General features: G+C 34.8%; 21 protein-coding genes. 11 read left to right on the top strand and 10 right to left on the bottom strand.

All coding sequences use genetic code 11. The annotated features are described in order from the left end of the window. Window positions 1–117: 117 nt before the first annotated feature. Both JJQ60_RS13540 and JJQ60_RS13535 read right to left on the bottom strand, forming a co-directional pair. Window positions 118–540: a hypothetical protein gene (locus JJQ60_RS13540; protein ID WP_201920972.1), complete on the bottom strand. Its 423-nt coding sequence runs from the start codon at window positions 538–540 to the stop codon at window positions 118–120. Window positions 541–694: 154 nt separating this feature from the next. After that, window positions 695–1240, bottom strand: coding sequence for a Crp/Fnr family transcriptional regulator (locus JJQ60_RS13535; RefSeq protein ID WP_201920968.1), 546 nt, complete (start codon window positions 1238–1240; stop codon window positions 695–697). A gap of 183 nt (window positions 1241–1423) precedes the next feature. On the opposite strand from JJQ60_RS13535, the gene JJQ60_RS13530 reads away from it, so the two are divergent. The 7 genes from JJQ60_RS13530 (at window position 1424) to JJQ60_RS13500 (ending at window position 12518) form a co-directional block, all read left to right on the top strand. Next, the gene (locus JJQ60_RS13530) at window positions 1424–2080 is read left to right on the top strand and encodes a hypothetical protein (RefSeq protein ID WP_201920966.1); all 657 of its coding nucleotides are present in this window, start codon (window positions 1424–1426) and stop codon (window positions 2078–2080) included. 57 nt (window positions 2081–2137) lie between these two features. Further along, a complete protein-coding gene (locus tag JJQ60_RS13525) occupies window positions 2138–4927 on the top strand; it encodes a response regulator (RefSeq protein ID WP_201920965.1) in 2790 nt (929 codons plus the stop codon). Between the two features lie 169 nt (window positions 4928–5096). Beyond that, the gene (locus JJQ60_RS13520) at window positions 5097–5657 is read left to right on the top strand and encodes a collagen-like protein (RefSeq protein ID WP_201920964.1); all 561 of its coding nucleotides are present in this window, start codon (window positions 5097–5099) and stop codon (window positions 5655–5657) included. A gap of 99 nt (window positions 5658–5756) precedes the next feature. Then, on the top strand, window positions 5757–8201 hold the full coding sequence (locus JJQ60_RS13515; protein WP_201920961.1) for a tail fiber domain-containing protein: 2445 nt from the start codon (window positions 5757–5759) through the stop codon (window positions 8199–8201). Between the two features lie 56 nt (window positions 8202–8257). Further along, window positions 8258–10231 carry a tail fiber domain-containing protein gene (locus tag JJQ60_RS13510; protein ID WP_201920959.1) on the top strand — a complete coding sequence of 658 codons (1974 nt, stop codon included), beginning with the start codon at window positions 8258–8260 and terminating at the stop codon, window positions 10229–10231. A 28-nt stretch (window positions 10232–10259) separates the two neighbouring features. After that, entirely contained in the window at window positions 10260–11786 is a 1527-nt protein-coding gene (locus JJQ60_RS13505) for a M12 family metallopeptidase (protein WP_201920952.1), read from the top strand. A 198-nt stretch (window positions 11787–11984) separates the two neighbouring features. Further along, the gene (locus tag JJQ60_RS13500) at window positions 11985–12518 is read left to right on the top strand and encodes an outer membrane beta-barrel protein (RefSeq protein WP_201920950.1); all 534 of its coding nucleotides are present in this window, start codon (window positions 11985–11987) and stop codon (window positions 12516–12518) included. 61 nt (window positions 12519–12579) lie between these two features. Here JJQ60_RS13500 and nadD read toward each other — a convergent pair whose 3' ends face one another. The 5 genes from nadD to JJQ60_RS13475 form a co-directional block, all read right to left on the bottom strand. After that, the gene (gene nadD, locus JJQ60_RS13495; protein WP_201920947.1) at window positions 12580–13161 is read right to left on the bottom strand and encodes a nicotinate (nicotinamide) nucleotide adenylyltransferase; all 582 of its coding nucleotides are present in this window, start codon (window positions 13159–13161) and stop codon (window positions 12580–12582) included. A gap of 50 nt (window positions 13162–13211) precedes the next feature. After that, a complete protein-coding gene (gmk, locus tag JJQ60_RS13490; protein WP_201920944.1) occupies window positions 13212–13787 on the bottom strand; it encodes a guanylate kinase in 576 nt (191 codons plus the stop codon). Beyond that, on the bottom strand, window positions 13788–14645 hold the full coding sequence (locus tag JJQ60_RS13485) for a YicC/YloC family endoribonuclease (protein WP_201920942.1): 858 nt from the start codon (window positions 14643–14645) through the stop codon (window positions 13788–13790). A gap of 133 nt (window positions 14646–14778) precedes the next feature. Beyond that, on the bottom strand, window positions 14779–15330 hold the full coding sequence (locus JJQ60_RS13480; RefSeq protein WP_201920940.1) for a CopD family protein: 552 nt from the start codon (window positions 15328–15330) through the stop codon (window positions 14779–14781). Beyond that, complete coding sequence (locus JJQ60_RS13475; protein ID WP_236669131.1) at window positions 15331–18414, bottom strand: VPS10 domain-containing protein; 3084 nt, start codon at window positions 18412–18414, stop codon at window positions 15331–15333. A gap of 174 nt (window positions 18415–18588) precedes the next feature. On the opposite strand from JJQ60_RS13475, the gene JJQ60_RS13470 reads away from it, so the two are divergent. The 3 genes from JJQ60_RS13470 to JJQ60_RS13460 all read left to right on the top strand — a co-directional run bounded on the left by JJQ60_RS13470 (window position 18589) and on the right by JJQ60_RS13460 (window position 21468). Further along, on the top strand, window positions 18589–19602 hold the full coding sequence (locus JJQ60_RS13470; protein WP_201920935.1) for a helix-turn-helix domain-containing protein: 1014 nt from the start codon (window positions 18589–18591) through the stop codon (window positions 19600–19602). Window positions 19603–19873: 271 nt separating this feature from the next. Then, entirely contained in the window at window positions 19874–21040 is a 1167-nt protein-coding gene (locus JJQ60_RS13465) for a PQQ-dependent sugar dehydrogenase (protein ID WP_201920932.1), read from the top strand. Window positions 21041–21045: 5 nt separating this feature from the next. Then, window positions 21046–21468 carry a nuclear transport factor 2 family protein gene (locus tag JJQ60_RS13460; protein WP_201920929.1) on the top strand — a complete coding sequence of 141 codons (423 nt, stop codon included), beginning with the start codon at window positions 21046–21048 and terminating at the stop codon, window positions 21466–21468. A 50-nt stretch (window positions 21469–21518) separates the two neighbouring features. Here the strand turns inward: JJQ60_RS13460 and JJQ60_RS13455 are convergent, their stop codons facing one another. Both JJQ60_RS13455 and hemH read right to left on the bottom strand, forming a co-directional pair. Beyond that, window positions 21519–22895 carry an MATE family efflux transporter gene (locus tag JJQ60_RS13455; RefSeq protein WP_201920926.1) on the bottom strand — a complete coding sequence of 459 codons (1377 nt, stop codon included), beginning with the start codon at window positions 22893–22895 and terminating at the stop codon, window positions 21519–21521. Then, window positions 22895–23932 (bottom strand): ferrochelatase, encoded by a 1038-nt coding sequence (gene hemH / locus JJQ60_RS13450; RefSeq protein ID WP_201920923.1) that lies wholly within the window; start codon window positions 23930–23932, stop codon window positions 22895–22897. Before hemH ends, JJQ60_RS13455 begins: the two co-directional genes overlap by 1 nt. Window positions 23933–24221: 289 nt before the next feature. Between hemH and JJQ60_RS13445 the strand changes: the two genes are divergently transcribed. Continuing rightward, entirely contained in the window at window positions 24222–24401 is a 180-nt protein-coding gene (locus JJQ60_RS13445) for a hypothetical protein (protein WP_201920920.1), read from the top strand. Between the two features lie 7 nt (window positions 24402–24408). On the opposite strand, the gene JJQ60_RS13440 is transcribed toward JJQ60_RS13445, so the two are convergent. After that, on the bottom strand, window positions 24409–25299 hold the full coding sequence (locus JJQ60_RS13440) for a helix-turn-helix transcriptional regulator (RefSeq protein ID WP_201920917.1): 891 nt from the start codon (window positions 25297–25299) through the stop codon (window positions 24409–24411). Window positions 25300–25487: the final 188 nt, after the last annotated feature.

The following is a 25487-nucleotide window of genomic DNA, read 5'->3' as shown; positions in this document are numbered from 1 at the left end:
GTAGGAAATTAAAAGATATTTGTTTTTCAGATAACAATATACAGCTTAAAAGCAATAGGGGTTTGTGTGTACAATCGAAACTGCTATTGCCTTTATACGTTGTATTCATCAGTTACTTTATTCGAAAGGGAGTAGATCGGGCTCTAAAAAATTTACTTTAGCCTGTTCTGAAGTAAAGATGTCTATTGAATAATGATTGTTAATTAAGTCTTTAAAATTTGTTTTCAGCCTTTGATTTTCGGAAATAAAATTTTCAAAATTTTCAGTTTTTGATTTTTGCATAAAGTGATGAACTGTTTTCATAGCTGCAATTGTTAGAGTCGCGTGATATTTATCGGTGGCACCCACGCTCTTTACGAAATTTTGTAATTGCAGTTGGATTGTTTTTATGGCACTATCCAGACCTAATTCATTAATTAAAATCCAAGATAACCGCAGATGAGCTTCATGGTTAAATATTGACGGGTTAAGCGTGCAGTTTTTGAATTGCGTTATAAACTCGTTATCAGATAATTTGGTATGGCTTACATTATTTTCCATTGTTCATAATTCACTTTTATAATTATACTTTATTTTTGGACAAAGGTATATTGCCGATAGATGATTTCTATCGACATTTGTTGATAAGTGATTTTCTTAAATAAGAAAATATGAGCCTGGGGTATTAAAAGAAGAAATAGTTATTGAAATTATCTTATTTCTGTGTTTTACTTCGTTCTTTATCAATAAGTTGTTTTCTGGCTCTACTTAATTGTGTTGGTGTTATTCCCAAATAATTGGCAATATAATAATGTGGAATTCGATTAATTAAACTTGAGTATTCTTTAAGAAATAGCTCATATTTCTCTAACGAGTTTAGGTTTAATAATGCAACTAATCGAGATTGAAGTTGATTATTTAGTTTCTGAAATTGTTTGGTAATAACGTCTGTTATTTCTTTATCTTTATTTACATTACTCATTACTTCAGAATAATTCGCAACAGAAATTTCACAGTTTTCCAGAGCTTCAACGGTCATTGCTACATTTGTGTTTGGAATAAAGCTTCCAATAATCATATCACCCTCCTGGTAGAAATGTGTTGTGATTTCGTTTCCCTCATTATCATATACAAAGCCACGCATTATGCCTTTAATTAACATTCCAATTTCTACACAAGGTTTTCCAAACTTCAAAAACAGATCTCCACTATTTAGATTTTTAACCGTGTGTAGGGATTCATTTGTTGTTTTTTCATGCATGTATATTCTAATTTGGGTTAACAATCACATAATAGCAACTACTATTAATTACTTTTTACATAAATGTAACAATATTCAACAATACATAGATCGATAGAATAGGGTATTTTATAGATACACTATTTCAAATAAATTGTATGTTATAGTTTTTGTACTTTTATAGTACTCTTAAACCCATAACACATGAAAGCGCTGTATAAAAATCCAATAGCGATAATTCTTATTGTACTTGCCATTGCAGCTTATGTTTATTTTGAAGAGCAGTTTCCACCTGTTGACCTTTCTAATTTAGACCCGGGTAATGTTATTGCGATGTTGGGGTATATATCGGTTGTGATGCTTATTGTAGAACAATTTATTGAGATTTTTGTAGATGATCCAGGAGAGAAAGAGAAGAAGAAATGTAAAGACCGCATTGCCGATATTGAAGAGTATATGGATGATATTGATGCTCCTATTGATCCTATGATGATTGATCCAGAAAAACCTTTAGCCGACAAAGGGGAAGGTGGTAAAATAGAAGAGGAGGATCGAAAAATAGCCATGATGATGAGAGAAAAAAAAGGGTTAGAAGAACGAATTGAAAATCATGGATTAAAGAGACATCGAAGAACCACAATTATTGCATTTGCCATTGGGTTAGTACTTTCATTCTCTGGGTTACGCCTGATATCCGGTATTATTTTTAGTCAGCCCGAAACCGAAGAAGAATTGTTTAAAATACAGGTCACTATTATTCAATCTATCGATATTGTATTGACTGCCGGTATTATAGCCGGAGGAAGTGGCCGCATGCATCGTCTTCTTAAACGACTCAAAGAAGTGTTAGGACAGTATTAGCTATAAAGTCAAATGTATAGTTTCGGTTCAACAAGAAGAGATATCAAAACAAAAGAAGTGGCTTTGAAGTATATCGTATTGTTTTTTTTACTACACGTTGTGTGTGTCGGAACCTGCCAAAACACAATATTAGATTCCTTAAACAAACCTTATCCATTACATTTAGCTTACTATTCTGAATCAAAAGAAATAAAGGCTGAAGATTTGCCAGATGTTAACCCCGGTATGTTTTCAATTCGTGGAATCAAGAATCCGAAAACTAAAACTTCGTACTGGGCGATCTTCAAATTGGATCTAAAATCTGAAATACAACCTAGTCGATTAGAGTTTGAATTTCCGGTATCAGATGATCTTGTCATCTATGTTCCTCTTAAAGATGGCTCTTTTAAACAATACGACATAGGTTTGTTGTACCCTAAAGGGCCTATTTCATCTCTTCCAAAGACATCCAGTATCATTATTGATTCAGAAAAAATTGATTTTGAGAAGTTTTTCTTTTTTAAAAGCATACCTATTACCGCTTATGGTTTGGGGTCTTTTTCTAAAGAAATCTATGTGTCGTGTTATAATAGAAAACCGATAGATTCACATCCTGATCAAAGAAAACGAGAAATAAAAGAAAGTTATAAACAGGCAATTTTCTGGCTTCTGTATGGTGCACTGTTTATTTCATTTGTATATATGTTCATTTATTACTTTTTCCATCAAAAATTATATTTTCTATACTACGCCTTACATCTATTGTTTTTGATTGTTCCTTATTCTGTTTCTACTCCATTTGTCTATAATAATTTTCTTTATTCCAGTAAACATTTTTTCTATTCCTTCTACATCATCCTAGATTCACAAATTATTGCTTCGGTATTTTACTTGTTCTTTTTAAAATCTTTTATAGATATAAAAAAAGATTACAAAGAATTCGCAAAAGCCTATACTACGATAGTTTACATATGTATAGGTCTTGCTATACTGGTAAATACCATTATCATATTTGATCCTTTTTACCCGTACATAAGTTCATTATTGAGATTTACGGTAAGTTTCAGCTTATTCTTCATAATTTTTAGCGTAACCTATATGTTTTTTAAAAAGAAGGTAACGCATACTTCAATCGTCTTTATTGGGATTCTATTGTTACTAATAGGTTATATGCTAATTGTTATTACAAGAATGGATCAAAACGCCGTTCTTCCATTAATAGCTTTAGAAACTGTATTATTTATAAGCGTAATATCCTATTTGGACTTGCAAAAATTTAAAAAGGCTCTCGAAAGTGACAAATTGAAGAAAATCAATGAATTTCAACGTAATTTTTTTACTAATATCACCCACGAATTCAGAACGCCATTAACACTAATGTCTGTTCCGATCCAGGAAAAACTTGAAAATCAATCTCTTTCTGAAGAGGACCGCACCGATTTTGAAATGATTCAGCGAAATAATCAAAGATTATTGGGTTTAGTAGATCAATTGCTGGACGTGTCCAAAGTTGAATCGGGGATACACACACTTCAAGTTCAAAAGGAAGATGTATTGGGTTTTCTTCATGTTTTGGCACATTCGTTTGTATATCAAACCCGACAAAAACAAATAGATTATACGATTGATATCAATAATTCGGGTCAATTGTGGTATTGGTTTGATAAAGATATCATAGAAAAAATCATAACAAATTTGTTATCTAATGCTTGTAAATACACCCCTTCAGGTGGTAAGATTTTGTGTAAAGCCAAAGTGAGTAGCAATATACTATATGCTGAAGTACAAAATACGGGCACAGGTTTGACAGAAGAACAAGCAAAAAATGTTTTTGATAGATTTTACCAAGCAGAAAAACTTCAATCGGGTTTTGGAATCGGCCTCTTTTTAGTAAAACAATTGGTAAAATTACATCATGGCAAAATAAAAGTTCATAGCAATCCCAAATGGACTACATTTACCGTTGAGCTTTTGGTAGATAGAAATGGGTTTAAAGCTTCTGATTTTATGTTAGAAACAAAAGAAGATGTGGTTGAGGATTTCTATTCTACATTTTCAAACAATGACAAGTCAGTTTCTAAATCAGCACATGATAAGACCGATGATGATATTCCTGTGGTTTTAATTGTAGAAGATAACCAGGATTTAAGAAGAGTACTGAAAAAAACGTTTGAAACTAACTATAAAATTTTATTAGCTGCAAATGGTGAAGAAGGTATTAAACTGGCCCAAAAACACATTCCAGACCTGATTATTTCTGATGTGATGATGCCTGTTAAAGATGGGATTGAATTAACAAAGGAACTCAAAAATGATGAACGCACCAGTCATATTCCAATTATCTTGCTAACGGCAAAAGTGGGCGATGAATACGAATTAGAAGGTGTAGAAATGGGTGCAGATGATTATATCACTAAGCCGTTTAGAAGTAAGGTCTTAGTTCACAAAGTAAATAATATAATAGCATCACGAAAAAAAATGCGAGCTCTTTATCGACAAGAATCCCAAATCGACCCTAAAGTAATCGCGATCAATACCACAGAAGAAAGGTTCTGGGGTCGAGTAAAAGAAATTTTGAAACGCCGGTTGACAGATTCTTCGTTTTCTGCAAAGGAATTTAGTAAAGAAATGAATATGGCAAGAATGACTTTGCACAGAAAGTTAAAAAACCTTACTGGCCTGTCTACTACAGAATTTATAACCACCGAGCGCTTGAAAAAAGCAACTCATTTCTTGAACAATTCTGATTTACATATTTCAGAGATTGCAGTAGATGTTGGCTTCGAAACCATTTCATACTTTAATAAGTGCTTTAAAGAAGCCTACCATTGTACACCGACGGAGTATAGAAGAAGTAATGCCAGCTAAATTTTGTATAGCGTACCTCTCCTTATTTTTATTGAATTGTTACATACCTGTTAGCTTTTGTTACATATCTAAAAGTTGTTAGAGTATGTCTGTTATACTTTTATTCTTACAAAATTTTTAACCTACTCGTTAGGGGCTTAAATAAATAGTAATTCTAAAAAGTAAAACCATGGATTTTTTTTTAAAAGTAACAGCAGTTCTGATAACCTTATTGTTTATGTTTTCTTGTGAAGGAGAAGATGGCGCCATAGGACCGCAAGGAGAACAGGGGCTACAAGGGGAACAAGGATCTCAGGGTGATCAAGGAGCTCAAGGAGAAACAGGAACAGCCAATGTTATTTATTCAGACTGGACAGACTCAAGTTTTCCTGCAGATATTATGGATTCTTCAGATTTTTTTGTGATCGATGCTCCCGAAATAACCGACGAAATAAGAAATTCGGGCGCTGTACTTGTTTATGGTAGAACGGCATCCTTAAATAATATTATTGAACTTCCTGTAATACTTTCTGGTAATAAATTCTATAATACTACATTAGGTATATCAGCAGGTCAACTAAATATCTTCGTACAAACTCTTGACGGCAGTAATGTAGGCAGTACTTCGTTTGGATCGTATCGGTACATCATTATTCCAGGGGGCACTGCTGCCAGTAAAAATGCTTCGTTAGAAGACTATAAAGCAATGTCTTATCAAGAGATTATTACGCTATTCAATATCCCTGAATAGTATTGTAAATAGAGTTACAATACCTATTTAAGAGATGAATGTTCATCTTTCTATTTCTACCCCTTCTTTAATCAACTATCATTTTTAAAATTAAGACTCATGAAAACGACTACAACTATTTCAATTATTAGAGCTTATATGTTTCGTAAGTCAATAATGATTCTACAAAACCTTAGCATAAGATATAGTGCACTATTGTTACTGATAATTGTATCCCAGCAAACAACTGCACAACTTAATACAAACTTGGGACAAAATGCTGGTAATGCAGGGTATTTTAATACCTCGATAGGAGGAATGGCGGGAGACAAAGTTACCGGAAATGCCAATACATTTTTGGGTCATTGGTCAGGTCTTAAAGTTACATCAGGTAATGACAATACGCTTCTTGGGTTTTATACAGGTTATAATCTTACTACAGCTAGTAATAACGTGTTTATAGGCCGTGAAGCAGGTAGGAATGTGACCACGGTGCATAATCTAACTTTTGTAGGGTCAAATGCCGGAAGATCGAATACCAGTGGGACTTTCAATACCTTTTTAGGATATAATGCAGGTGTTTCTAATACTACGGGTCAGTCTAATACATTTCAGGGATATAATGCAGGTTTTAAAAACATAAGTGGTAAGTATAATACATTTAATGGTAGTCTTGCTGGGTACTCAAACACCACAGGAGATAATAATACATTTAATGGTGCAAGTGCCGGTTACTTAAATACCTCAGGAAATTACAACACCTTTTTAGGACATCAAGCGGGTAGTTCTAACACCTCTGCTAGTAATAACGTGTTTATCGGTCGTGAAGCAGGCAAGAATGTGACCACGGTGCACAATCTAACTTTTGTAGGGTCAAATGCCGGAAAATCCAATACTACTGGGACGTTCAACACCTTTTTAGGAAATCAAGCAGGTGTTTCTAATACTACGGGCCGGGCTAATACATTCCAGGGATATAATGCTGGGTTTAGAAACATAAGTGGTAAGTATAATACATTTAATGGTAGTCTTGCCGGGTACTCAAACACCACAGGAGATAATAATACATTTAATGGTGCAAGTGCCGGTTACTTAAATACTTCAGGAAATTATAACACCTTTTTAGGACATCAAGCGGGTAGTTCTAACACCTCTGCTAGTAATAACGTGTTTATAGGTCGTGAAGCAGGCAGGAATGTGACCACGGTGCATAATCTAACTTTTGTAGGGTCAAATGCCGGAAAATCCAATACTACTGGGACCTTCAATACCTTTTTAGGATATAATGCAGGTGTTTCTAATACTACGGGTCAGTCTAATACATTTCAAGGATATCAAGCTGGTTTGTCGAATACCACTGGAATTAATAATACATTTAATGGTAGTTATGCAGGGTATTCAAATACAACCGGTCAGCTGAATATCTTTAGTGGTGCATATGCCGGTTTCTCGAACACCACTGGATTGTATAATACGTTTAATGGTTCTCAAGCAGGATATTCTAATACGACAGGTAGACATAATACATTTATAGGAACATTTGCTGGTGAATTAAATACTACGGGTATGCAAAATACCTTTATTGGCAGGTCTGCCGGTTCGTCAAATACTACAGGTTCCAATAATACGTTTATCGGCCTTAGTGCAGGGATTAATAGTGAGAACGGATGGGGCAATACGTATATTGGCACTGTTGCCGGGTCATCTAATAAAGGAAGTAATAACGTATTTGTTGGAAGATCTGCCGCTATTGGAATTACAGATGCCAATAATAAACTATATATCCAGAATGGTAGTGTCAATACTACCCCTCTTATTATTGGAGATTTTACAACAGGAAACCTTGCAATTTCAAGTACCTCGGTCGAAAACAGCTATCGCCTTTTTGTAAATGGAGATGCATTTGCAACAGGTTTGTGGCTAGGTTCGGATAAGAAGTTTAAAAAAGACAGAGAAAAAATTGATAATGCCTTGGAAACTATCAATAAGATAGAAGGAGTAAGCTACCAGTTTAAGGATTCTAAGAAAACAAAGGATATAGGAGTTCAATTCCCTGGTGGAAAGCAATATGGACTAATTGCCCAAGAACTTGAAGGGGTCTTACCAGATTTAGTAAAGATCAATCAAAATGGGTATAAGGCAGTAAATTACTTAGGACTGATACCAGTATTAATTGAAGCACTCAAAGAGATGAATGCTGCTAACGAAGTATTACAGGAAAAAATCGAAAACCTGGAATCTCAATTAACAAACCTTAAGGAATCGGGAGGTATTAAGGATCAACCCGAAGATTTTGGCACTGTAGAGCAAATAAAGCTATATCAAAATATACCTAATCCATCAGATACTTCTACTTCGATACGATATGAATTGCCTAATGAAGTATCAAACGCAAGCATCCATGTTTTTGATATGCAGGGAACACAAAAGAAAGTATACAAAAACCTTTTAGGCAAACAACAGATTACCATTGCTTTAGGAGAATTTCCATCGGGAATGTATATGTACAGCCTAATTGTGAATGGAAAAATTATCGATACTAAAAAGATGTTGATTTCCAATTAAAACGGAATTATATATATGCCGTAGAATTTTAGTAACTCATTGAAAACGTAATAATCATGAAAAATCTTAGTATAAGATGTGGTGCCCTATTGCTATTGATAATTGTATCTCAGCAGGCAACTGCACAACTTAATACAAACTTAGGGCAAAATGCTGGTAACGCAGGTTTTTTTAATACCTCGATAGGAGGAGTGGCGGGAGACATAGTTACCGGAAATGCTAATACATTTTTAGGTCATTGGTCAGGATCTATAGTTACATCAGGTAAAGAGAATACGCTTATAGGTTTTTTTACAGGTAATAGACTTACTACTGGTAGTCATAATATTTTTATCGGTAGCGAATCAGGTAGGAGTGTAACCACGGCGAGCAATCTTACATTTATAGGGACAAATGCTGGATTATCAAATACTACTGGTAGTAGAAATACTTTTATAGGATATGAGAGTGGTCGTTCTAATATCACTGGAGGTTATAATACATTTATAGGACAACTAACCGGGTATTCAAATACTGCAGGAAGGAATAATACTTTTAGTGGTAGTATAGCTGGATATTCAAATACTACAGGAGTTAATAACACATTTAATGGTAGTTTTGCCGGGTATTCAAATACTACAGGAGATAATAATACCTTTAGCGGAGCAAGTGCTGGTTACTCAAACACTTCAGGAGATTACAATACTTTTTTAGGACATCTTGCGGGTAGTTCTAACACTTCTGCTAGTAATAACGTGTTTATAGGCCGTGAAGCAGGTATGAATGTGACCAGGACGCATAACTTAACTTTTGTAGGTTCAAATGCCGGACGATCCAATACTACAGGAACTTTTAATACCTTCTTAGGATATCAAGCCGGTTTCTCAAATACAACTGGATTTAATAACACATTTAATGGTAGTCTTGCTGGGTATTCAAACACCACTGGGTGGTATAATACATTTAATGGTACGCGAGCGGGGTATTCAAATACTGCGGGTAGGCATAATACATTTATGGGAACATTTGCTGGTGAATTAAATACTACAGGTATACAAAATACATTTATAGGCAGGTCTGCTGGCGCTTCAAACACCACAGGTTCAAATAATACGTTTGTTGGTCTTAATGCAGGGATTAATAGTGAGAACGGATGGGGCAATACGTATGTTGGCACTGTTTCCGGGTCATCTAACAAAGGAAGTAATAATGTATTTATAGGAACATCTTCTGCTATAGGAATTACAGATGCCAATAATAAATTATACATTCAAAATGGTAGAGTCAATGCAACCCCTCTTATTTTAGGAGATTTTACATCAGGAAACCTTGCAATTTCAAGCACATCCATCGAAAATAACTATCGTCTTTTTGTAAACGGGGATGCATTTGCAACAGGTTTGTGGCTAGGCTCTGATAAGAAGTTTAAAAAAGATAGGAAAAGAATCGATAATGCCTTGGAAACTATCAATAAGATAGAAGGAGTAAGCTACCAATTTAAGGATTCAAAAAAAACTAAGGATGCAGGAGTTGAGTTGCCCAACGGAAAACAATATGGTCTAATCGCTCAAGAACTTGAAGCCGTATTACCAGATTTGGTAAAAACCAATCATAATGGGTATAAGGCTGTAAATTATCAAGGACTGATACCGGTATTAATTGAAGCGTTAAAAGAACTTAATGTCAGCAATAAAGAACTGAAAGAAGAAATCAAAGAATTAAAATCTCAACAGATAAATGCAGAACAATCGAGAGGTATTAAGGATCAACCTGAAGATTTTGGAACCGTAGAGCAAATAAAGCTATACCAAAATATACCTAATCCATCAGATACTTCTACTTCGATACGATATGAACTGCCTAATGAAGTATCAAACGCAAGCATCCATGTTTTTGATATGCGGGGAACACAAAAGAGAGTATACAAAAACCTTTTAGGCAAACAACAGATTACCATTACTTCAGGAGAATTTCCATCAGGAATGTATATGTACAGCCTAATTGTGAATGGAAAAATTATCGATACTAAAAAGATGGTATTAACCAAGTAAGTATAAACTCATATAAAATCTTAAAACCATGCAAACCAAATTTTTATTTTTAATCATGGCCATCCTTGTTGTTTTTGGTTGTGAAAAATTAGATGACAACGAAGTGAGTACAGAAACTTCAATAGATACCGAAATTACAACATCAGATGGCAATGGAGAAATTATCACTCTTGAATCAAAAACTTTAGGAACACTTGCTTATGAACGAATTAATGGTCAAAATATCTTAGAAGGAGATATCATATTGACAGATGAACAAGTTAATGCGTTTAAAAATGCTGATGTTGAAGATAATGTTTCAAAATCTGCCCCAGGAATTATTTTTAAACAATGGCCAAATAGTAGGGTTAATTATTGGATAGAAACCTCGAACGCAGAAACACGAGATAACATATATTGGGTGGTTAGGTATTTAGAAGATAAAACAAATCTGGATTTTATAGAAAGAAGATCAGGAAATTATATTGCTTTTGTAGAGTCAAATGGATGTTCTTCCTTTTTGGGAATGATAGGAGGAAGACAAGAAATCAAAATAAATTCAGAATTCTGTAAATCAGGAACGATACTGCACGAATTATTACACGCTTTAGGGATTTTTCATGAGCAATCAAGGCCTGATAGAAATCAATATATAAATATCAATTACAGCAATATTCGACCTGGTTTTGAACATAATTTTACAACACAATTCACTCGTAATTATGGTCCTTTTGACTTTGGATCGATAATGATATATAATCCTTGTAACTTTTCAATATCTAGTTCGTTTCCCTTCGATGATTGTACTTCAGATAAAGCCACCATAACTCGTAAGAATGGCAGTTTATATCCTGTGAATGAATCATATTTGTCTTATATCGATAGAAATGCCTTACTTGATATGTATCCCAAAGATGTTAGATCAGCGCCAACCGGGGCATTGGATATAGGGGCTAATGACAGAGGAGATTGGGTCTATACAAGGAAAAATGGTCGCTATATAGAAGCGGTAAAACATAACAGGGTAATACTTCGTTACAGAGAGTCAAACTCCAACACTAGCATTGATATTACTCAATACGGGCAGATGATTTTTTCTGGAGAGACATTTACATATGGAAGTGGTAGGTATTCCAGGCATACAATTGTTGATATTTCAGAAGGGGGAGGAAATATTTATGGCGTTGCGCGTAATGGTAATTCTCACAAATTATTCAAAAAAGAAGGAAACAACTGGATATTTGTTCAACGGCTCACAAGCAATTATGGTAGGGCACGGGTAAGCGTAGACGGGTATGGAAGACCCTGGACCATTATCAATAATCAGATTAATGGTTGGGTATATGGCCAGCCAAAAATTATTCAAAAACCTAAAGGATTTGATCAAAATTTTTGGTCGTTCTATGATATCGCTTGTTCAGGTAATAGTGAAATCTTTGTTTCTATGAAAAGATCCAGAAGAACATCAAGTACTTTATTTAGATTTAGTATTAGACATAGCATTTTAGTACAACAACCACCTATAAATGCAAAACAATTTGATGTTGGAGGTAGCAATGGTACTATTTGGTATTAACTATTTTAATAGTAGTCTACTATGCATAATGTAAAGGGGACCCCTATGTATTGTTCCTTGCAATCTTATATATGTGTTAGCTTTTTTCAAAAACGAACCTGCCACCTGTAAGATTATGCTTTTTTAATCTTAAAATTCAGTAGTATGAAAATGATTAGATTAAGTATCCTTTTGTTTTTTTTAAACTTGAGCTTTTTAATGGCCCAAGAGAACCTAAGTAATGAAGTCAATATTGGGTACGGATTAGGTACATCGACAACCGCAATTAATGCTTTTGGAGCGGCATTATTTTCTGGTGATGATAATGTTAATACTAATTCTAGTGGTGCCTTCTATATATCTTATAAAATAGCAGTTTCTAAAAGATTTAGGCTGGGTGCATTATTTATTAGAGAAAAAGTAGAAAGTGAAGAGATAGAAAGACCCGAGAATACTATTTCTGAACAAATAACTGTGAGGGCCAATACATTTGCTTTAGAGTTTGATTATCGATATGTTTTTAAAGAAAAACTGCAGTTATATTCGGGAATTGGAGTAGGGTATACTTTTGGAGAACAGGATTTGATAAGAAAACCTGGTGTAGGTCAAAGATCAGAAAGCGAAAACGTTAACCATTTTAATTGCCAATTCAATTTTTTTGGAATCCGATATGGTAAATCTTTCGGGATATTCGCAGAGTTTGGATACGGATACAAAGGAATTTTTAATGCAGGTGTTTCTTTTCAGTTTTAATCACATCAAAATCGATCAGGTGGTGATACTAGTTTTTTAATGGGGGTATGGAAAGACTAGTCTATCTGTAAAAATTCATCTGATCGATATATTCCCAAACTTCTTTCGAAAGTAAAGGTCTTATATTTTTACTCTCAGAGATAGCATTACGAATAAACGTTGACGAAATTTCCATAATAGGAGCGGCTACCTTATGAATTTTTGGATGATCTTTAAATTGAGTCTCTACAGTTCCTTCAGCTATTCTGGGATAGACATAGATATGATGATTTTCTAGAATCACCTCATAGTTTTTCCATTTATGAAAACTTTTGAGATTATCTTCGCCCATAATAAGATTAAATTGATAGTCGGGGTAGTGCTCTTCAAGATGTGCAAGGGTATACACGGTGTAGTTTGGTTGAGGTAATTTAAATTCTACATCACTGGGCTTTAATTTAGAATAGGATTCTGTCGCCCGATACACCATTTCATATCGATGATGATTGTCTAATAAAGAACTTTTCTTTTTATGAGGATTATGCGGGGTTACTACCATCCATATTTCATCAAGATCAGAATACTCTGCTATATGATTTGCTATAGCAAGGTGACCCACATGTATTGGATTAAAGGTTCCAAAATATAGTCCGATTTTTTTCATTAAAAAAAGCCTTTTTTATTTCTGCGAAAGCAAAAACCTTTTAATTTTTCCTATTGATCTAAGAGGAACTTTTTCACCAATTGATATACTTCTGCTTTGGCTTTTTCAAGATCATCATTGGTAACAATAGCATCAAATTGTGGAGCCGTAGCCATTTCTGTAGAGGCTTTGGCAACACGCATATTAATCTTATCCTCAGATTCTGTTTTGCGTTTTTTAAGTCGAATTTTTAGCTCTTCAATACTTGGAGGCTTTACAAAAATAGCCAAAGTACGATCTGGATAAATTCTCTTTATATCTAGACCTCCTACTACATCAATATCAAAGATTACATGTTTTCCGTTATCCCAAAGACGTTGCACTTCTGTCTTTAGAGTTCCGTAAAAGTTATCTCGGTATACTTCTTCCCATTCTAAGAATTCATCGGCTTTGATTTTGTCTTTAAATTCTCTTAAGGATAAGAAATAATAATCTTTACCATGTACTTCTGCTCCTCGAGGTTCTCTGGATGCAGCAGAGATCGAAAACCCAAGATTTAATTCTTCTTTGTTGAGTAAATATTTAACTAAAGTAGTTTTTCCACTACCAGACGGTGCCGAAAGTACAATAAGCTTTCCCTGGGCCATTTATAACACGTTTAGTAATTGTTCCTTAATTTTTTCTAACTCGTCTTTCATTTGTACAACCAATTGTTGCATAGGAGCATAATTAGATTTGCTACCTATTGTATTGATCTCACGACCAATTTCCTGGGTGATAAATCCAAGTTTTTTTCCGTTAGAATCTGATGATTGTAAAGTGGTCGTAAAATATTCTAAGTGATTTGCGAGACGTACTTTTTCTTCTGTGATATCAAACTTTTCAAGATAGTAAATCAGTTCTTGCTCAAAACGATTTTGATCTACTTCTTCTTTTAGATCTGATACCGCTTTGTGTAATCGTTCTCTAACAGCTTCGATTCGTTCAGGGTCTATTTTGATTACCTTGTCCAGTAGATTACCAATATTGCTAACTCGAAGGTTAAAGTCTTTTTCGAGCGCTTTTCCTTCGTCTGTTCGATAGGTGTTAATTTCGCTTAAAGCATCTAAAAGCGCGTTATTAATTGCTTTAAATTCTTCTTCATCAATTTCTTCTCTAATCGTTTTTAAAGCATCTGGCATGCGAACAGCCATTTTTAATAGCTCTGTGGTTTCGCCACTGTGTATAGCTTCTAGTTGTTTAATATAATCTTTAACTACAGCTTCGTTAATTTTTGTCGATGTTTCTTCTGCAGTTATTTCTACATACAACCCAAAATCAACTTTACCTCTACTTAAATTCTTGGCTATGGTATTACGCATTGCCAACTCTTTTTCTCTGTATTGCGAAGGAATTCTTGCATTAAGATCTAAGTTTTTGCTATTAAGAGACTTAACCTCAATGGTAATTTTTTTTGTAGGTAGCTGTAGGATAGACTTTCCGAAGCCTGTCATAGATTTGATCATAGTAGTATGCTAATAAGTGGCACGAAGATACAAACTAATTACGAATGCAGAATTACGAATTACGAATGATGAAATATAAACCGTAAAATATCCATTATGGAATACAGAACATATTGTTTTGTACTCTTATGTATTAAGCTTCTGGATTCTTATTACGAATTCTTTTATAAAGCTTTATCCCCAACATTAATAAAACAGAAAGAAGCACGATTCCAACAACTCCATAAATCCAATTTACGGCATCTCTGACAACAACCAGGAAGATCACTGCAAATAAAATAATGGTTGAACCCTCATTCCACATCCGCATTTGATTAGATGACCATTTTATAATATCGTTTTGTAGCTGTTTGTAGATATGATGACATTTGAAGTGGTACCCAAAAAGTAACACGACAAAACCTAATTTGACATGCATCCAAGGCTGTTCTAACCAAGCAGGCATTAAAATCAATAGCCAAATTGCAAATAATGTAGCCAATATTGCTGATGGCCAAGTGATGATAAACCAAAGACGTTTGGCCATTAATTTAAGTTGTTTTCCAAGAATTTCTTTATCTGGAGAAGGCTTATCAAAGGCTTCAATTTGATATACAAATAATCGGGGGATATAAAATAATCCTGCAAACCATGTGATCACAAAGATAAGGTGCAGTGATTTTATGTAATTATAGTATTCGAGCATTTATTCTTCGACAAAAAGATAATTAAGCTGCAAGGTATTAAACGAGGCATTAAATGCGGCAATTTCTGTAGAAATTAATTTATCAAAAGCTTGTAATTGTTCTTCTATCTTTTTTGTGAGTTCATTTTTTACAGCAATATCTTGCTCTGTAGGAGCAAAATCTCCCATCCCCACCAAAGAATTAAGATGTCCAAGTTTATTCGTCAATTTAATAGGGAAGTTTAATGGATCTTGGTTACTTCTGTTTTTAGTTTGATACAACGCTTTTTCGATTTCATCAAACTGTTTTTGCAGTTCTGAAGCTTTTTTTACTAAATTTTTGGTTTTTTCGTCCGATTTATATTGTTTTTCGAAAGCTTTTAGTTGTGCATTGATCTTCCGTATCTTTTTGATTGATTTATGAGCTTTGTCCACAGTTTTATTTACATCCGTAATAAAATCAAATTGGGATTGCATTTGTTGAGGTGTTGCTTCTGCCCTAGGATCGGCAACTATTTTAAAAGGTTGTCTTGATACTTCTTTACCATTTACACTTAAGCTCACTTTATAATCGCCGGGTACAGCTTTGGGTCCATCAAGATCGGCCCACCATAGAATCATTCCTTTTAACTTTTCTGCACCACTACCACGCATATTCCAGGCAAACATGTTTCCTCCTTTTTTAAGATCCTTTAATTGATCTTTCTTTTCTTTAGCATTTGAGCTATAGGATTTAAGAGTATCATTTTTTGCATTGAAATAGGTAAGGGCAATGGTATCTTTTTTCTTATCAAAATTCTTCAAATAAAAATATGTCATAACACCAGCAGGATGATTGGTTCCTTCGGTTTTAGAATCTTTTATACTACCGCCTCGCATACGATATGCATTTTTTGGCTGGTACAAAATATGTTGTTTAGTTTTTAAATCATCATTTAACTGATGCAAAACGGTAAGGTCGTCAATTATCCAAACGCTTCGTCCTTGTGTAGCAACGATTAGATTATTTTCTTTGATGGTCAAATCAGTAATTGGCACAATAGGTAGGTTTAATTGAAAAGATTGCCAGGTTGCACCATCATTAAAAGAGATGTACATACCGGTTTCGGTACCGGCGTATAATAATCCCTTACGTTTAGGATCCTCTCGTAGAACACGTGTAAAGTGTTCTGGGGCAATACCGGTAGTAATTTTACTCCATGATCTACCGTAATCTGTAGTTTTATAAAGATATGGCGCAAAATCTCCAGACTTGTATTTGGTTCCGGCGATATAGCAAGTTCCTTCATTAAAAACACTTGGTTCGATACTATTGATCATCATCCATTCGGGCATTCCTTTTGGAGTAACATTATTCCATGTCGCGCCACCATCTTGACTTATGTGAACCAATCCGTCATCACTACCAACCCAAAGCAACCCTTCTTTTACAGAACTTTCGGCAGCAGCAAAAATGGTACAGTAATATTCTACTGAAGTGTTATCTTGTGTGATAGGGCCACCGGATGATTTTAGTTTTTCAGGATCATTTCTTGTAAGATCAGGGCTGATTACCTGCCAGCTTTGTCCTTCGTTTTCGGTCACATGCACATGATTAGAAAAGGTATATAACTTATTTGGATTGTGCTTAGAGAACATGATCGGAAAATTCCACTGAAAACGATATTTCATATCTTCGGCACCATGTCCCATGGGATTATCTGGCCAAACACTGATCGATCTTAGAGTCTCTGTTTTGTGATTTACTCGTGTAAGGAATCCATCATAACTACCTCCATACACAATATCATTATCCTCTGGATCTACTGCGATATGGGCAGATTCTCCTCCTGCAGTTCGTTCCCAATCATCCTCAGAGATGGTCCAACCTGTACTTCTATGATTGATGCGAATGGTAGAATTATCTTGTTGAGCCACATAAATACGATATGGGAAACTATTATCGGTGGTAACTCTATAAAATTGTGAAGTGGGTTGATTGTGATAAGTGCTCCAGGTTTCACCACCATCATATGTGATTTGGGCACCGCCATCGTCACCAATGATCATGCGTTTAGGGTTTTCGGGTGCTATCCAGAGATCATGGTGATCCCCATGGGGCGCCCTATAACTGCTAAAGTTCTTACCTCCATCTTTACTTTTATGATAGGATACATTTACTACATAAATTACATCTTTATCTTTTGGGTCTGCATAAATACGGGTATAATACCAGGCACGCTGGCGTAGGCTACGATCACTATTCAAAAGGTTCCAGGTTTCGCCACCATCATCACTTCGGTATACACCACCTTTTTCTTTATGTTCTACCAGGGCCCAAACGCGTTCACTATCAACAGGAGAAACGGTAACACCCATAATCCCTAAAGTATCTTTTGCAAACCCTTTATTTTTTGAAATTTCTTTCCATGTTTTTCCACTATCATTACTTTTCCATAGGGCAGAACCGGCACCTCCAGAACTTAAGCTGTAAGGGGTTCTTCTGGCGTTCCAGGTAGAGGCATATAGAATTCTTGGGTTATTAGGATCTAGTGTTAAATCAACTGCTCCCGCATCATTATTCGCAAATAGAACCTTCTTCCATGTTTTCCCTCCATCGATGCTTTTGTAGACTCCTCGATCTTGAGTGGGTTTATAAATATTTCCTAGAACTGCCGCATAAACAATGTCTGGATTAGTAGGGTGAATTGATATCCTGGGGATATGTCTACTTTTAGGTAGACCAGACTGTATCCATGTTTTTCCTGCATCTACACTTTTCCAAACCCCATATCCAGAAGATACATTTCCACGAAGTGTTTTTTCGCCCCCACCGGCATAAATTACATTAGGGTCGCTTTTGGATACCGAAATAGAGCCGATAGATCCTCCAAAAAATCCATCCGAAATGTTTTCCCATGTACGACCACCATCAGTAGTTTTCCAGATACCACCGCCGGTTGCTCCAAAATAAAACAAATTGGGTTTGTTTGGCACCCCTGTTACTGCAGCACTTCTTCCCCCTCGAAAAGGACCAATCAAGCGATACTCCAGGGCATCATAAAGTTCTTGATTATAGATTTGAGAATTGCTAATAAAAATACTTCCGAAAGCGAAAAAGAGCATGCAAAGTACTCTGTTAAAATGTGAGTGCATATTTGTTGAGCTTTAGTTGAAACCCTTAGCATTTTGTACATGTAGATTTGAGGGGGTACTAAAGTCTGGAATTAAAAATAATTTCAAAAGATTTTCACGTAATTTTAACCTTGTATACTGGGGTATGATCCCTATTTTTGAAACATGTTTCAACAAGGATTTATATTAGTACTTAGTTGTCTTGGAGTTATTCAGGCTCTATTTTTATGTTTTTATCTGTTTACCGTCAAAAAAGGGAATAGAAGAGCCAATCGATTGCTGGCTTTTGTGTTGTTAGGATTAACCATTAGAATTGGAAAATCAGTTTTTCATAACTATATCGAAGTGGATCCAAGAATACGCAATTTGGCAATTTCAAGTATTTTGGCAGTGGGTCCTTTTCTTTGGATGTATGGTAAGGTACTTTTTGAAAAACAACAATCGTTTTCAAATACGCGATATTTTCATTTGATTCCTTTTGGATTGTTTGTACTTGGTAGCCCTATCATTCCTAATAGAGGAGATTTTATGTCGTATTTGGCATATGCGTTAGTTTTTGCACATTTAGGAATATACCTTTTGATATGTTGGAAATATATTTTGAATACTATGCATGAAGTATCTAAAACTCTTATACAGTGGTATAGAAATATTGTTATAGGGGTTAGTGTGATTTGGGTGTTATATGTAGGTATTCTTCTAAGGTGGATTCCATTTTATATTTTAGGTGCTATTTCGTTCTCATTTTTAATGTATTTGTTTTCATACCTTTTATTAAAACGCCATGTATTTGCTTTGGAAAAATACAGTAATTCTACTATAGATCGTCTTACTTCTAAAAAGGTACTGCAGCAGGTAAAAAATTTATTAGAAGAAAACGAGGTATACTTAGAAAATGATATTTCTTTGCATAGTATCGCAAGTCAACTTTCGATCTCTCCGCGGGAATTATCGCAGGTAATTAATGAAAATGAACAAAAGAATTTTTCTGAATTTATAAATCATTATCGAGTCAAAAAAGCTAAAGCATTACTTGTAGATCCGAGCTATGCCAATGAAAAAATTGCTACCATTGCTTATGATTGTGGTTTTGGCAATGTCACATCTTTTAATCTGGCCTTTAAAGCTGAAACCGAGATCACTCCTTCGCAATATAGAAATCAGTTTCGAGTAGCTTGAAGATTGAAGTGAATTTTATACTCAGTAACCTTTAAACAAGAAGCTTCCTCTATTTTGAGTCTTTTTGCTTCAAATTTTAACCTTTTAGCTTCTTCAAAGAACCTCAAAGGTTCTTCGAAATACCTTTTTGGTTCTTTTTAGAACCTTTTTGCTTTTTCAAATGGGCTTATAGGTTTCATTTCTCAAAAAAATAGAGAAATCATTTTAAAAATCATGTTTTTTAAAGGATTTTGATACCGTCTTTTCGATTTTGCATCCAAATAATTAAGACATGAACAAATTCATTATTCTTATATGTATTTCGATTATAGGATGTAAAAAAAATGAGACCCCTATTTCTGTATATTCAAAGACAAAACCGGTTAAAGAAACCATTATCGATAGCCTTAAACATCCCTGGAGCATGGCTTTTTTGTCTGAAGACGAGGTACTGGTTTCAGAAAAAGATAGGGATCTTTTAAGAGTAAACCTTTCTTCAAAAAAGAAGAAAATCATAAAGGGTTTCCCTGGAGACTTAACCGATAGTATACGTACTGTATGGAGGGGGGATAATTCTGGTATTTTTGAAGTATTGCTTCATCCCGATTTCAAAACCAATAACCAACTATATATTTCTTATGCTGCCAAAAAACAAGGAAAGGGGAGTGCTACTAAGGTGATTAGAGCAATATTACAGAATGATTCTTTAACAGACATTAAAACTATACTCGAAGCAGGACCGTTTACTCGGGAGTATTTTCATTATGGAGGTGGTATGACTTTTGGATCCGATGGCAAATTATATATCACTATGGGTGAGCGGTTATTTCGAGAAATCGATGAACCCGAAATCCCTATTGCTCAAGATTTAAAAGATAAACGCGGAAAAATATATCGTCTAAACTATGATGGAAGCGTCCCGGATGATAATCCTGATTTTGGTGATGGTGCAGTACCCGGAGTTTTTGCTACAGGAATTAGAGCTGCACAAGGAATTACCATAGACCCTAAAACAGGAAACATTTGGTTTACCGAACATGGTACACGACAAGGGGATGAGGTTAACCAACTAAAAGCTGGAGCAAATTATGGGTGGCCCATTATAACCACTGGTGGATATCGTAGCAGAGATTATGTTCCGCCCACGATTACAGATGCTATATATACTGATCCGGTTTGGTATTGGCCACATACCGTGGCACCCACCGGGCTGTTATTTTATACTGGTGAAGAATTTCCTGAATGGAAAAATGATCTACTAGTGCCGGGATTATCAAAAGGAAGCCTTTGGCGATTTAACATTGAAAATGATACGATCAAAAGTGCCGAAGAATTATTTATTGATGATAGAGTGCGATCCAGGAAAATTGCACAAAGCCCTAAAGGGAAATTATATATGCTCACAGACGAAGATAACGGAAAGATCGTAAGAATAAAGAATAATACACTTCAAAATTAAAACACATGAAAATACATTTTTTAACAACCTTATTTTTAATAGTGTGCACCTGTGCCATTGCACAATCTGAAGATGACCAGATAAGAGTTACTATTAATCAATATCTCGAGGGAACCTCGTATAATAAACCAGAAATCATAAAGAAAGCTTTTTATAAAGAAGCTAATTTATTTCTTACCCATAAAGAAAAAGCGTTATGGATAGTGCCCATTGCAGAATATGTTTCTTGGTTTGAGAAGAAGGAAAAAGGAAAGTTTAACGGACGAATAGGAAATATACTGTCTATTGATCAGGAAAACGACATTGCCATGGCAAAAGCCGAAATTATAGCAAAAGATAAAGATGTTCGATATATTGATATTTTTCTTCTAAAAAAGATTGAAGGAGAGTGGAAGATTATAAGCAAAGCTGCTACCAAAATGAATTAAGTAAAAGACAGATCTTGCAGGTCATAAAGATCTGCAAGGTTTAGACTGTTTTATACCATAAGTTTTGTTCGTATTTCTCGGTTCAAGAAATATCCGGTAACAATAGTAGCTAATACATCAGCGATAGGAAAGGAGATCCAAACGCCCAACTCGCCATAAAATTTTGGTAAAATTAAGATTAATGGAATAAAAAAGAACCCTTGCCTCGATAAAGTAAGTAGCAAAGCAGAAATAGCTTTACCCACAGCCTGAAAATAAGCAGCGCCAATAAGTTGTAATGCAATTATTGGGGTAGCAGCAAAAACCCAACGCATTGCTGTTGGAGTTTTTTCTATCACATAAATATTTCTTTGAATTTCAAATGGATCTTTTGTGTCAAGATTAAGAAATAGAGTGACAATATGTGTAGGAAATACCATTAAGCATATAAATACTAAGGTAGCAACTATCGCAGCGTATCTAATAGCCGTATTAATAGATTCGCGTACTCTTGGGTATCGTTGAGCTCCATAGTTATATCCTGCAATAGGTAAAAAACCTTGTGTTACTCCAAATACGGGAAATAAGGCAAACATCAACATTCTACCGATAATGGCGTATACAGCAACCAGACCTTCTTGTCCTAGATCAAATAAAATGTTATTCATTAACAAATAGGTGATACTCACAACAGCTTGTCGCGCTAATGTAACTCCACCGAGTGAAGCAATTTCAGAAACAATATCTTTTTGCAACCCTAAATGTCGAAAACGAATTTTGAGTTCAGAATTTCTTGAAGAAAAAAACCAGAAAATATATAAAAAACAGACTAGGTATGATCCTGTTGTTGCCCAAGCGGCCCCATACATTCCCATATCCATTACGTTAATGAATAAATAATCCATAAGAAGATTTCCAACTGTTGGAATAATCATAGCGGTCATAGCAAATTTAGGTTTTCCTTCAGCTCTTATAACCGTATTACCCATCATGGCAAATCCAAGAATCGGTACTCCATATAAAACAATAATGTAATAGATTTTGGCTGGATCAAAAATATCACCTTTTCCTCCGAACTTTGGAATAATTTGATCAACAAAGGTTAATCCAAGAATTACCAGAGAAACAGTGCAAAGTAGAGTTAGTGTAATTTGATTTCCGAAAGTATGTAAAGCCTTTTCTTTGTTATCTGCACCTAATGCTCTAGAAATGATACTCGAACCTCCAACACCAATGGCCATTCCTAATGCTGCGATAAAGAAGGAAACAGGTAAAACTACACTAATAGCGGCAATAGCTATTGTTCCTATCCAGTTCCCGACAAAAATAGAATCGAATACGATATTAAGAGACATTACCAGTATCCCGATCGAAGCTGGAACGGCTTGTTTTATTAGTAATTTCCCTATAGGTTCGGTGCCTAAAGTTTCAGAAGAGACTTTTGCCATTATACTACAGCAGTTTTAACGGCGACCCATTCGTTTATCCAATTGGCTAGTATATCTGCCCAGTCATCACGATCATTAAGACAAGGAATTGTTGTAAACTCTTTACCTCCAACTTCATGAAAAATTTCTTGACCTTCCATGGCGATTTCTTCCAAAGTCTCTAAACAATCTGATACAAATGCAGGGGTTACAATAGCCATTTTTTTGATGCCTTCTTTCCCCATTCTTTCAATGGTACGATCTGTATAAGGTTGTAACCATGGATCAAAACCTAATCGAGATTGAAACGAGGTAGAGTAGGTTCCGTTTTTAAGACCTAATTTTTTTGCTACGTGTACTGTGGTCATTTCACATTGATGACGATAACAGAATTCATGTTGCTTTGAACCTTTTTTAAAACAACATTTCCCATCCATTTTACAGTTGCCGTTGCTAATATCACTTTTTCTAATATGTCGCTCAGGAACACCATGATAGCTAAATAAAAGATGGTCATAATCAATATCTTTTAGTTTTTCTGAAATGCTATTAGAAAGAACTTCGATATACTCAGGTTTGTTATAAAAAGCAGGTAAGGAAGTGATGGTGAGCGTTGGAAAGAATTCATTTTTAAGTTCTTCGACTTTAACATCAATCGTTTCAGTAGTAGCCATTGCAAATTGAGGGTATAGTGGTATTGTAAGAACTTCTGTTACACCTTGATCTACCAGTGATTGCAATCCTTTTTTAAGAGACATGCTTCCGTAGCGCATAGCTAATCCAACGGGGATCGCAGTGCGTTCTGCAACTTTACTTTGTAGTCTTTCAGAAAGCACAATAAGAGGAGAACCTTCTTTCCACCATATTTTTTTATATGCCGCAGCCGATTTTTTTGGACGGGTATTTAAAATGATTCCTTTGACTAATAAAGTTCTTGCCCAAAGCGGGACATCAATTACTCTGGGATCCATTAAAAATTCTCCAAGATATTTCTTTACATCTTTCGGGTCAGTGCTATCTGGTGATCCAAGATTAACAAGAAGAACGCCTTTACTCATAAATTTTTTCTTTTTCGCGTTTAGCAAAAATACAAACTATTAAGAGCATGAATACAAAAAAGCGATAAGACTTTTCAATAGTGCGATTAATCTGCTAGCATAGGTAAAACACACCTTATAATTACGTTAAATTGTTATAAACTGAAAGTTGAGAAGTTTTATTTTAGTATTTTTATATAGATTAAAAAAGCAAAGATGAACCCTGTGCAATTAAACAATATTTAATTGTCGATCTGCTATAATGTAGATATGGGTTGCATGTGACTGTTAACAAACAATATTAAACCACATGAAACGTATTATTGTAGATGTCGAAAAAGACAAGCTACCTTTTGTCCTGGAACTATTAGAACAATTTGAATTTGTATCTGTATTGGCAGATACTAATGAAGAAGATCAAGGAATGTATGATTCTATTGTTTCTTTACAAAAAGGTGTTGGGATTCCTAGAGTGGAATCAACAGAGTAACAGGTATTTAACTTAAGCTTGTTACATATTTTTTTGGAGTAGTGCCGAATTTCTTTTTAAATGCGGCTATGAAATGACTTGCCGTACTGTAGCCTACTTTTAAGCCTACTTCGTTTACATTATGACTTCCGGTAGCCAATAGTTGTCGGGCAACTTCCATTTTGTAATCAAATAAGAAAGCATATACTGGTTCTCCATAGATTTGTTTAAAACCATCCTTAAGTTTTTTGAGAGGTAATCCAATCTCTTTTGACAATTCTTGAAGCGTTGGCGGTTCGGCCATTCTAGCGATTATGATCTCTTTAGCTTTTTTGATTTTGAGCACGTTCTCTTCATCTACCAAAAAGGGGCATTGTTCTATATCGGCATCCTCGGGCCTATTAAAATATAGACTTAAAAGTTCATACGCTTTACCTTTGAAGTATAGCAATTTGATAGATTGATGCAAACTATAGTTCATAATTTGATTTAATACCACGGCCATCGATGGCGAAATACTCCCATCGTTATAATATTTTTTATCTCGGTTACCTTCACCTAAAAAAGGAATATAGTCAGCTTCTTTCGAGAAGAGAGAGTGAAATTTTTTAATGGATATGAGTACTGTAATCAGCCATGAATCTTTTTTCATTTCCAGATTCATGGGCAAATCGCGTTGGGGGTTGTATAGCAACAACGAATGTTCTTCAGAAAGGTTCAAAGCGTAACTACCATTGTTAAAATTGAAGGTAATAGCACCTTTAACACAAAAGTGAAACTGAATAAAATTACTATCAATGTCTCTAACAACTTTTTGATTTTCAGTAGTTTCGTTTTGAAATTTAAGAATATGAAACCCTTCTTCAATTAAAGTTTCTTCTAAAATACCCGGAGCGTTATTTTTTAATTCAATTTCCATTTGTGTTTGTGTTATTTATTTAGAATAAATCTAAACTATCGATGAGAGAATCTTATGAACTGCCACAAAAATAAGCGTTTTTGCTTATTTTAATGCAAATAATGTCTTAAACAACGTTTTTCGATACTAAAAACCCTTCTAGCGTTATTTTTTCTGATTCAGGTAGGATATTTTTGTGACGGAAAATT

The sequence above is a fragment of the Aquimarina mytili genome, assembly GCF_016735115.1.
In the GTDB taxonomy this organism is placed as follows: Bacteria; Bacteroidota; Bacteroidia; order Flavobacteriales; family Flavobacteriaceae; genus Aquimarina; species Aquimarina mytili.
The sequence above is the reverse complement of the archived record's forward strand: the minus strand, read 5'-3'. Positions and strand labels throughout refer to the sequence as shown.